General features: G+C 63.5%; 9 protein-coding genes. 2 read left to right on the top strand and 7 right to left on the bottom strand.

Annotated elements, in window-relative coordinates; genetic code table 11:
* Positions 1-145: 145 nt before the first annotated feature.
* The 7 genes from nrfF to nrfA all read right to left on the bottom strand — a co-directional run bounded on the left by nrfF (position 146) and on the right by nrfA (position 7861).
* Positions 146-1336 (bottom strand): heme lyase NrfEFG subunit NrfF, encoded by a 1191-nt coding sequence (nrfF, locus tag OKC41_RS19175; RefSeq protein ID WP_201893796.1) that lies wholly within the window; start codon positions 1334-1336, stop codon positions 146-148.
* On the bottom strand, positions 1333-1920 hold the full coding sequence (locus OKC41_RS19180; RefSeq protein ID WP_201893797.1) for a DsbE family thiol:disulfide interchange protein: 588 nt from the start codon (positions 1918-1920) through the stop codon (positions 1333-1335). The genes nrfF and OKC41_RS19180 overlap by 4 nt, the downstream gene beginning before the upstream one ends.
* Complete coding sequence (nrfE, locus tag OKC41_RS19185) at positions 1917-3881, bottom strand: heme lyase NrfEFG subunit NrfE (protein WP_201893798.1); 1965 nt, start codon at positions 3879-3881, stop codon at positions 1917-1919. The genes OKC41_RS19180 and nrfE overlap by 4 nt, the downstream gene beginning before the upstream one ends.
* Positions 3882-4055: 174 nt before the next feature.
* Complete coding sequence (nrfD, locus tag OKC41_RS19190) at positions 4056-5009, bottom strand: cytochrome c nitrite reductase subunit NrfD (protein WP_201893799.1); 954 nt, start codon at positions 5007-5009, stop codon at positions 4056-4058.
* A gap of 87 nt (positions 5010-5096) precedes the next feature.
* The gene (locus OKC41_RS19195) at positions 5097-5777 is read right to left on the bottom strand and encodes a 4Fe-4S dicluster domain-containing protein (RefSeq protein WP_039041283.1); all 681 of its coding nucleotides are present in this window, start codon (positions 5775-5777) and stop codon (positions 5097-5099) included.
* Complete coding sequence (gene nrfB, locus OKC41_RS19200; RefSeq protein WP_201893800.1) at positions 5774-6367, bottom strand: cytochrome c nitrite reductase pentaheme subunit; 594 nt, start codon at positions 6365-6367, stop codon at positions 5774-5776. Before nrfB ends, OKC41_RS19195 begins: the two co-directional genes overlap by 4 nt.
* 51 nt (positions 6368-6418) lie before the next feature.
* Complete coding sequence (gene nrfA / locus OKC41_RS19205; RefSeq protein WP_201893801.1) at positions 6419-7861, bottom strand: ammonia-forming nitrite reductase cytochrome c552 subunit; 1443 nt, start codon at positions 7859-7861, stop codon at positions 6419-6421.
* Between the two features lie 286 nt (positions 7862-8147).
* Between nrfA and OKC41_RS19210 the strand changes: the two genes are divergently transcribed.
* Together OKC41_RS19210 and OKC41_RS19215 are read left to right on the top strand one after the other, a co-directional pair.
* Positions 8148-8504, top strand: coding sequence for a hypothetical protein (locus OKC41_RS19210; protein ID WP_270672281.1), 357 nt, complete (start codon positions 8148-8150; stop codon positions 8502-8504).
* Between the two features lie 93 nt (positions 8505-8597).
* A complete protein-coding gene (locus OKC41_RS19215; protein WP_270672282.1) occupies positions 8598-10790 on the top strand; it encodes a retention module-containing protein in 2193 nt (730 codons plus the stop codon).
* The last annotated feature ends 53 nt before the right edge of the window (positions 10791-10843 follow it).

The raw sequence follows: 10843 nt of genomic DNA on the forward strand, positions 1-10843 counted from the left end.
ATGCTGGCGAGGGGCGGGATGACGACTCCTTTCGCACCTTTCGGCGTCTTGGAATGATGAAGGGGTCGTTAATGGCGACCATGGCGATAAAAACGGTGCCCGGCAGGGAAGATGGTCCGCTGCATTATCGCCGTTTTGCCCTGCGTCATCCTCCCATCATCCGCGCGGTCTGAATGGCCTGGATCAACGCGGTCCGGTTGATACGGGGTCGCTCTTCATCGAGCAGTTGCTGCCACAGCGCAATGGCCTGGGAGTAGCGGCCGTGCAGGAAGTGATCGGAGGCGAGCAGCATCAGGGCGCTCACCTCACCCTTGTCCTGCTTGAGCGCGCTACCCAACAGGTGCTGCGCCTCCGGGGTGAGCTGCTGGCCCGCCTGGTAGTAGAGCACGGTGGCCTGGGCGGCCTGGGTCGCCGCGCTGGCGCCCCCTTCTTGCAGGGCGAGGCGCTGGTAGGCGAGCAGGGCATTGGCGTACTCGTTTCGATAGAGATAGAGCTGGCCGAGCGCCGCCCAGCCGTCGAGATCGGCGGGGTTGGCTTGCAGACGCTGGTGCAGGGCGCCCAGCTCCTTGTCCTGCAGATCCCGCGTGCTCAATCCCGCCAGCGGATCGGGGCGCGACTGATACGCCTGCCACGCCTGATAGCGGCCGGTGCCGGCATAAATACCGGCCATCAGCGCCAGCAGCAGGCCCCCAAGCAGCATCCAGGAGCGCAGCCAGGGCAGCGGACGGGCGGTGCGGTCCTTGGCCAGCCGCTCGCGCAGGGCCTGTTCGGCAAGTGGGGTGGCGTTGGCGAGGCGGGCCAGCTCCAGCTCCCGGTAGAGGCGGCTGTGGGGGGCAAGCCCCGCCTGCTGCTCGGCCATGATCAGCCGGTTCAGCTCGGCCCTGGGGTCGTGGGCGAGCGCCCCCTCGGCTCTGTCGCCGACAAGCGGCACCTGCGCCGGTTGCCGGCGATGCAGGCTCCTGCGCAGGCGATTGAGCGCCAACAACAGCAAGAGGGCGGGGCCGCCCCACAGCAGCGCCGTGCTGCGCTTGAAGGGGGGATCGTAGCGCACGAAGTCGCCGAAGCGCTCCGTCATGCGGGCGATCACCTGCTCATCAGACTGTCCCTCGTCCACCCAGCGGTAGACCTCAAGCCGCAGATCCCGGGCGATGGGGGAGTTGGACTCCACCAGGTTCTGGTTCTGGCACTGGGGGCAGCGCAGGGCGCGGGCCAATTCCTGAGCACGGGTCTGCCGCTCGGGGTGGCGAAACTCATAGGTGTCGACCCCGCTGGCAAGGGCCCCGAGGCTCAAGGCCAGCAAGAGCGGCGCGATCAGGGCGTGGCCGAGACGGCTCATGGCTTGCTCTCCCGCACTTGTCTCTCTACTTCTCTTTCCACTTCGGGCTGGCTGGCGGTGTTGCTGCGGGCCTTTGCAAGCAGGGGGGCAAACTGGCGTTGCCAGATTTCCCGGGTGAGCAGGCCGGTATGGCGGGTCAGCAGGGTGCCGTCGCCGGCAAAGAGATAGGTCTCCGGCGTGCCATAGACGCCGAGCTCCAACGCGAGTCGACCGTCGGGGTCGGCCAGCACGGCGCGATAGGGATTGCCCGCCTCGGTGAGCCAGGCGCGGGCGGCATCCCCCTTGTCCCGGTAGCTGAGGCCATAGAGGGGCACGGCGCTGGCCAGCTCACCCAGCAGCGGATGCTCGGCGCGGCAGTTGGGGCACCAGCTGGCCCAGACGTTGAGCACGAAGGGCTCCCCCTTGAGCGCCGCGGTGTGGATGGGGGGGCCACCAAGCAGATCGTCACTCTGCCACGCGGGCAGGGTGCGCCCGGCGACGGCCTCATCCTGGCTGTAGGGGTTGTTGCCAAGGCCGAGCCAGAGCAGGGCACCGAGCCCCAGACTGAGCATGAGTGGCACGAACAGGCGCAAACGGGCTCTCATGGTGCCTCCTTGGGGAGCAAGCCCGCGACTTGATGTGCAGAGGTCTGCGGTTGGGCTGCCAGCAATGGCTTGCGCCCCAGCAAACGCAGGGTGCCGCCCGCCATCATCAACAGGCCGCCGAGCCAGATCCAGCGCACCAGCGGCTTGTAGTGCAGCCGCATGGCATAGGCGCCGGGCCCCATCTTCTCGCCAAGCACCACGTAGAGATCGCCGAGCAATCCCCATTTGATCCCGGGTTCGTTCATGTTCATGGTGCGCACGCTGTAGTGGCGCCGCTCCGGGGTCAGCCTGGCGACCTCTTTACCATCCTGATGCACGCTGAGAGTGATGCGCTCGGCGGTGTAGTTGGGGCCGATGATGGGCTCGCTCCCCTCATAGCGAAACTCGAAGGCGCCGAGCCGATAGGGCTGGCCTGCGGCGAGTACGGCGCCCCCCTCCTGACTGTGGTGACTCACCTGCGCAATGCCGAGGGCGCACACCGCCACCCCGAGGTGGGCCAGCAGGCTGCCGAACCGATTGAGGGTGAGCTCGCGCAGGGCGACCGGTTGCAAGAGCGGGAGCAGCAGGCTGGCCATCAGCCAGAGGCTCAGCACGTTGGCCGCAAGCCCCAGCCAGCTTGCCCGCAGCGGCTCGGGATAGGCGAGGCTCAGCAAGGCGCCCCCCAGCAGGCCGAACAGGCATGGGAGCAGCACCTTGATGCGGCGCTGGGCTGCCAGATGCTGCCAGCGAAGGCGCGGCAGTTGGGTCATCAGCGCCATCAGGCAGAGGGCCAGCGGCACGAAGATGGTATTGAAATAGGGGGCGCCCACCGAGAGCGAACCCAGATGAAGCGACTGGAACACCATGGGGTAGAAGGTGCCGAGCAGCACGCTGGCACAGGCCACGCAAAGCAGCAGGATGGCGGCGCCGAGCAGCCCCTCTTTTGAGAGCAAGCCAAAGCGGGCATAGGGGGCGCGAATGTCCGCCCGCAGGGCAAACAGGGTGAGGGCGCAGGTCAATAGCAAGCCGAGCAGCAACAAGAGGGTGAGGCCGCGGCTGGGGTCCACCGCAAAGGCGTGTACCGAGGTGAGCACCCCGGAGCGCACCACGAAGGTGCCGAGCAGGCTTAAGGCAAAGGTAAAGATGGAGAGCAGCAGCACGGCGTGGCCGTAAGCCCCGCGCTTCTCGCACACCACCAGGGCGTGCAGCAGGGCAGTGCCGAGCAGCCAGGGCAAGAGGGAGGCGTTTTCTACCGGATCCCAGAACCACCAGCCGCCCCAGCCGAGCTCGTAATAGGCCCACCAGGAACCCAGCACGATGCCGGCGGTGAGAAAGACCCAGGAGCCGAGCGCCCAGGGGCGGCTCCAGTGGGCCACGGCGCCATCGAGCCGACCCGAGTGCAGCGCCGCCATGGCGAAGGCGAAGTTGACCGCAAAACCGACGTAACCGAGATAGAGCAGGGGCGGGTGGATGATGAGGCCGATATCCTGCAGCATGGGGTTGAGATCGCGCCCCTCCAGCGGTCCCGGGAACTGGCGGTCAAACGGGCTGGAGAAGATCAGGGTATAGAGGCCGAACAGCCCGACGATCAGCCCCATGATGGCCAATACCCGGGTGCGGATCAGCGGATCGACCCGCCTGGAGCAAAGAGCTACCAGAGCGCCCCACACCCCCAGCGCAAAGACGAAGAACAGCATGGAGCCCTCGTGGCCGCCCCACACGGCCGCCAGCTTGAAGCCAAGGGGCAGGGCGCTGTTGGCGTGCTGGGCCACATAGACCAGGGTGAAGTCATCCTGGCCAAAACAGCCGGCGAGCAGCAGCAGGGCTGCCCCGAGCAGGAGCGCGACCAGGATGGCCAGCGGTGTTGCGCAGCCCAGCAGCGGGCGTGAGGCGAGCCGCAATCCCAGCCAGGGCAGCAGCCCTTGCAGCAGGGCGAGCCCGGTCGCCAGCAACAGTGAGAGATAGCCGAGCTCTGCCAGCACACAACCTCCAGGATCAATCTTTGATGTCATTCATGTCATGCAACACACGCCGCGTCGTCTCCCTTTGGGGGAACACATTGCCAAGCAACGGGTGTGGCATCACCAGAAATTCATTGGGCCAGCAACAAACCAGCGCCAGTCACCCGAGGGTGGCTGGCGCTGGTGATCATACCTTTAAACTACCGTCATCTGGCCGGCGTAGAGCACGAAGTAGCGCAGCAGCAGGATCCCCACCAGGGTCAGGCTGCAGACCAGTACCAGATAGCCGTTTTTGGCCCGCAGTGGCGCCGGGGCCAGCAGGGCCAGCAACTGGGGCAGCAGCATACCGATGCCCACCACCCCGAGCCAGAATACCTGAGCCCAGAAGCCGCTGCCGATGGCGGCCCACATGGCTGCCTCCTTCTGGCCGCCGCCGAAGTAGAGGCCGGTAAAGAAGCAGACCAGCAGCAACACCTCCACCGCCAGCACCGGCCGCTCGAAGCGGTGGACAAAGCTCACCCCCTGGCTGTGATGGTCCTCCTTGAACAGGGTGACCGCCAGCAAGATGGTGGAAGCGATGCCGGAGCTGACGCCGGAGATGAGGAACAGCACCGGCAGCACCGGGTTGTTCAAGAGCGGATAGGTCTTGAGCGCCGACAGCAGAAAGCCGGTGTAGGCCCCCAAGAGCACGGCGAGCATCAGCAAGAGCGGCGCCAGCAGCCGCTCGATGCGGGCAAGCCAGCCAATCAGACCATCCACAAAGGCGAACTTCTCTTGCAGCAGGTGACGGCGCAAGGTCTCGATCTCGGTCCGAAACACCACCGCCAGCCAGGCGAACAGCACCGCCATGTAGACCTGAAACAGCATGACCCCCATCGACATCACGGAGTCGAACTGGTAGTGGAACATCAGCTTCCAGAAGGTCCAGGGGCGGGCCAGATGGAAGATGAGGATAAGCAGCCCCAACACGACGCTCAGAGGCGCCAGAATGGCAGTCGCCTTGATGATGCCGCTCTCGCTGCCGGCTCCCTTGCGGCGCAGCAGCACCGAGAGGGTGGTGGCCCCGGCGGAGATGCCGAGCAGAAAGAGATAGATGGCGATCGGCCAGTCCCACACCAGCGAGGAGAAGTGAAATGCGTCATGCAACATGATCCATTCCTCCTTCTGTTACTGCGGTAGATGGCGATCTGACAAATCCCCACACGAGGGAAGGGAAGTGAAACGCCTCTTGCATCGTCATGACTTTATCTCCCCTTTGGGCACGCGGTACATCTTGGGCGAGGTGCCGAGTGCCTGCTTGTAGCGATAGGTGGTCTCCTTCACCAGCCGTTTGGCGATGGGGCTGTCCGGGTCATCCAGATTGCCGAACACCAGCGCCTTGGTGGGGCAGGATTCCACACAGGCCGGCTCCTTGCCCGCCGCCAGGTTGGTCTTGCGGCAAAAGTCGCACTTGTCGGCCACCTTGGTCACAGGGTTGATAAAGCGCACCTGATAGGGGCAGGCAGCCAGACAGTACATGCAGCCGACGCAAAGATCCGGGTTGACGTCGACGATGCCATCCTCCTTGCGGATATGGGAGGCACCGGTGGGGCAGACGTGTACGCAGGGAGCGTTGTCGCAGTGCTGGCAGGACTTGCGAAAGAAGTGGTACTCGGCATCGGGGAAGGTGCCGATGGGGCCGGAGCGGATGATCTCGAGGCGCGAGACCCCCTCTGGCACCTGATTCACCTCCCGGCAGGCATCCATGCAGGCGGTACAGCCGATACAGGCCGTCTCGTCGTGGAGCATGCCAAAGCGTACCCCGTCGATGGTCTGGCTGTGGGCGAGGGGGGTGGCAAGGGAGCGAGTCGGCCCTGTCATCATGATGAGGGCCCCCGCGCTCATCCCCGCCATGAAGTGACGGCGAGAGCAGCTCATGGTGCCTCCTTGCCCGAGGTGGTGTTCGCCTTGGCCGCCTTGACGGCCTCATGCTGCTTGCTGTGGCAGTCGACGCAGAGCTTGATGCGGGACTTCTCCGGAATCGCCACCATGGGCTCCTTGGCCGGGTGCAGCTGGTGGCAGCTGGTGCAGGTGAGCTTGGTGGCGTGCACGTCGTGGGCCCAGAGCGCCTCGCGAAGCACTTTGGGCTCGTGACAGCTCATGCAGACCCCGTTCTGCTCGGCGATGGGGTAGCGCTCGGTGCTCTGTTTGTCCTTGAAGCTGTCGCTAAAGCGCATCACGTCCTTGACCCCTTCCCGGTGTTGGGGGGAGGGTTGACCGTGGCAGTTGGTGCAGGTGACCGGCGCCAGGTTGTTGGGGTTGGTCGCCTGGCCGTGCTTGCCGTGCATGCCTTCGACCTGCTCCTTGTGGCAGTCGGTGCAGGCCTTGTCGGCACTGCGCAGAAATTCCACTTCATGTGTAGTCGGTGCCGGGGCGGTTGCCGCATCGGCCGCCTGGCCCTGCAGGCTGGTGAGCAGCATGGCTGCCATCAGCATCAGTCGTAAGAAATCCATTGTTAAATCACCCATAGGAAGCCTCCATCCGGCTGCGGGCCCGACACTGCGGGCCCGCATGCCTCGTCATTGTGCGAGCCGTCCGGCCGCTTTGGCCTCGGCATCCCAGGCGGGGACTGTGGTCTTGAGGAACTGGGCCTTGTCGCTGTTCATCTGCTGCATGTCCATGCCAAGAGCGGCCTGGGCCTTCTCCTTGCTGGAGATGTCAGGAATGGCGATCTCGTGGCTGATCCCCTTGGCGGCCAGCAGGCGTGCCAGCTTGGTGCGGGCGTCGGCGGTCTTGTCCAGGGCGGTTCCCAGCATGCGCAGCGCCACTTCCGGGGCGTGCATCTGCACCCCGTGGGAGGCGATGGAGAAGTCCCAGCGCCATTGGGCGTGACGGATGTCCTGCAAAATGTCCTTCATCTCGGCCTCGGTGGCGCCGGCATCCCAGGCGGCCTTGGCTTCAAAGTGGGCGTGCACCAGCTGCTTCTCGACTTTGAGCTTGATTTCGGTGACGGCGTCCTTGCGCTGCTTGACCACCCCTTGCAGCATCTCCTTGCTCTGGGTGTGGCAGTTGCGGCAGGTCTGATCGAAGCGATCGAAGGGGTTGCCTACCTTGTGATCGGTGTAGACCTTGCCCTGTTCGTTCTGCACCTTGGGCATGTGGCAGTCGACGCAGGCGACGTTGTTCTGGCCGTGAATGCCGGCGCGCCAGGTCTCGTACTCGGGGTGCTGGGCTTTGAGCATGGGGGTCTTGGAGAGGGCATGAGTCCAGTCGGCGAAGCCCAGCTCGTCATAGTAGGCTTCCATTTGCTCAACGCTGGTGCCCTTGTCCCAGGGGAATTTCACCGCCTTGGTGGGGCCGCTGAAGTAGTACTCCACGTGGCACTGGCCGCATACTTGGGACTGCTGATCGAAGCGCCCCTGCTCCTTGAACGGCTTGCCGATGGCGGTCATTGCCCGGTCGGCATAGGGACGGGAGAGGTGCAGGGCGGGCTTGCCCTCCTTGAACTCTTTCGAGGCGGTGTCGTGGCAGTCGGCGCAGCCGATGGTGTTGACGATTTCCGGTCCGCCTTTTGCCCACATCCCCTTGAAGTAGCCATCCTCACCCTTCTCGTCGATGACGCGGGCCACGTCCGGGCCTTTGCAGCTCCAGCAGGCCATGGGCAGCGGACCGTCTTCGGCAGTCTTGGGGGCGCCGGTGCGCAGGGTTTCCCGCACGTCGGTCAGGGCATAGAAGTGGCCGCGCGGCTTGTTGTAATCCTTGGAGAAGGGGTAGCCGGCCCAGAGCACCACCATCTGCGGATCTTCCGCCAGGGCGTCGGTGCGCTCGCGGCTCTCGCTGGTGCCTTTCCAACTGGTGAACTGATCGGCGTGATCCTTGGCAAACAGCTCGCTGCGCGCCTCGATCTTGCCCTTGGGGGCACTGTCGTCTGCCTGTGCCAGACTGCCTGTACCCAGCAGGGCGGTCAGCAGCAGGGCCGCCAGCCCTGGTCGAAATAGCTTGTCATATGAACCCACGGTCATCACTCCCAGATAAAAAGTCCATGTCGGGCCTGACCGTTCCATCTTGGTGTGGACATCTGTGCTCATCATCGACGGGCATGGCAGGCCGATCCATTGTTATGGCTGCATATAAATCGGTGTTTATGCAATTGCTCGGGGGGATAATACCAAATGGGTAAAATGGATAATCATTTATCCCCGTGAGAGTTGCGCTAGATCAATTGAGGGGGATGAGGGATGCCAGAAGTGCGATCCAGGTGGAATTATTGAACCTCATCAGAGGGTTATTTCCACCCGTTCTCTTTTGATGAAAATAGGTAAAAACGATGTTCATCATGCTGGCGAGGGGAGCAGGGCAAGAGGCTGCGGGCAGATACAGCGTATGACGGGAGAGAGTGAACCGATTTTATTGAATTTAAATTCAATTTTTGGCTTGAAAAAGGAGGGGCGATACTTCGGTTTTCCATCCCCATGGCCCCTGTCAAGGGGCTCTGTGACAGAAGCTGTCGTAGAAATGGGTGCCAAGAGAGCCATCTATTTTTATAAAAGAGAAATTAAGGGCTTTATTCCAGCATATTCGCGGCCTGGTAGCGTGTTATTGAATTTAATAGGACGGTTGGCGGCATTTACTTTCGATATTTTCGAAAATGACGAAGGGTTATAGGGGGTGATTGACGGTAAAATAGCCGCCTGTCACGGAGACTTTCCCTTTACGCTTCATGTGCTGGGAAGTCTGTGTTTACCCGTTGGAGGATATATGGCCGAGCTGCGAATCGATAAACCGACTCTTATTGCCAAGGTGGAGGGCGCTGTGTTTGTGATGGATGCGGACGGCTCTTTGCGCCGTGCGACCCTTGGCATGCAACTGGAGCCCGGGATGCGCCTGTTCACCGAATCCGACGGACAGGTGGAGCTGGCGGAGGCGGGCAGCGAACGCCCCGAGCCTCCCCAGCCCGAGGCGGCACTGCCCGCCGGTGCCGATGCCGAGCTGGCGAGCCTCCAGGAGGCGATCCGCCAGGGGGCAGACCCGACCAAATTGTTTGAAGAGACGGCGGCGGGCAACGCCGGGGCCGGTACCACTAGTGGCGTGGTTGGCTCCAGCGCCGGCGGTTTCGTGGTGGTGGATCGTATCAATGATGCGACTCTGGCCGAGGCGGGGTTTGACACCGGCCATGAGGCGCGTCAGCCGGGCGACGAGCTGCTCTATGCCGAAGATCAGGATCTGCTGGCCGCCATCACCATCACAGAGCCCCAGACCGATGACAACATCATCAATGCCGACGAGGCGACCGGCGTCATCATCCGCGGCTTTGTCGAGGATGTGGAAGTCGGCCAGACCGTCACCGTCACCCTGATAGATCAGGATGGCAACCGCCTGACCACCACCACAGTGGTGCTGCCCGGCTTCGTCTGGGAGGCAAACTTCGGCGACGTCACCGGCAAGCTGGTGGACGGCCCCCTGACCATCCAGGCCGATACCCAGGATGCGGCCGGCAACCGGGCCAGCGACACCGGCCAGACCCTGCTCGACACCATCACCACCATTACCCTGGATTTGGCGGACGAGAGCGACACCGGCACCAGCCAGACCGATGATCTGACCCGCGACACCACACCGCTGCTGCAAGGGAAGGGGGAGCCTGGCGCTACCGTTACCCTGACCCTGGAAGGCAAGGTGATGGCCGTGCTCACCGTGGATGGCAACGGCAACTGGCAATATCAGATCCCCGATACCCTGGCCGATGGCCCCCATGATTTTCGCGTCGATGCGGTGGACATCGCGGGCAACCGGGCCAGCGACACCTTGACGGTGACGGTGGATACCCGTGCCGCCATCGACATCGACGATCTCGATACCGACAGCATCCTCGGCCATGACAAGGTCACCCTGAGCGGCAGTACCACGGACGTGGAGGCGGGGCAGCGGGTGACCATCACCCTGGTTGGCCAGAATGGCCAGACCCTCTTCAGCGGCAGTGCCCTGGTGGGCAGTGACGGCCGCTGGCAACTGAGAGGCCTGGATCTCTCCAGCATCCGGGGCCCCTACGAGGTACGCGCCGAGGTGACGGATCTGGCGGGCAACCGGGTTATTGACGGGGCTCCCCTCATCGGTCAGAGCGATACCCTGACCCTCTCCGAGGCGGATCTTGCCAAGGGGCCGGTGAGTGCCACCGGATCCCTGCACACCGGTGCCGGGCTTGATGGCAACCTGCAGGTGAGTTTTGCCGCCGATCAAGGTGCCCTCAATCAGCTTGGCCTGACCAGCCACGGGACGGCGCTCGCCTACCAGGTCAGCGGCCAGACCCTCACCGCCAGTGCGGGGGGCGTGACCGTCTTCACCCTGACCCTGGCCAACGACGGCAGCTATCGCATCGTCTGGAACCAGAGCCTGGATCACGGCCAGGATAGCCTGAGCCTGCCCTTTGCCCTGGAGTACCGCGACAGCGACGGGGATCGGGTGAGCGCCAATCTCACCGTCAACCTGGTGGACAGCACACCGCCGGACTTCACCATCGCCCCCATCAGCCTCACGGAGGATGATTTCACCAATCCGGCGGCGGTGGTGGGACAGAGCCAGTTCGTGGTGGGCCATCAGTCCGATCCCTTGGTGGCAACAAGTGCCGTCTTCGCGGATCAGAGTGCAACCCTGGCCCGTCTCAACGGCAGCGGTATCAGCAGCGACGGCCACGCCTTGACCTTCGAATTCACCGGTGATCGCCTGCTGACGGGGTATTACCTGGATGGCAATGGCAAGCGGGTCGAGGTGCTGAAGGCCGAGCTGACCGCCAGCCAACAGGGCAGTGATATCGACGGCAATGTCACCGTCTCCCTCAATGGGCCTCTGGACCATGAGGGCAGCGACCAGCTCTCCCTCGGGCTCACCGTTTCCGCCAAGGAGATCGACGGCGACGAGACCCGCGCCGATCCTCAGAGATCCCCTCATTTTTAGAGACTCAAATAATTCCAAGTGTGCGGGTATATAAGCGGTGTTGCTTCAGGTAG

It is taken from the genome of Aeromonas sp. QDB17 (assembly GCF_027705305.1).
Lineage (GTDB): Bacteria > Pseudomonadota > Gammaproteobacteria > Enterobacterales > Aeromonadaceae > Aeromonas > Aeromonas caviae.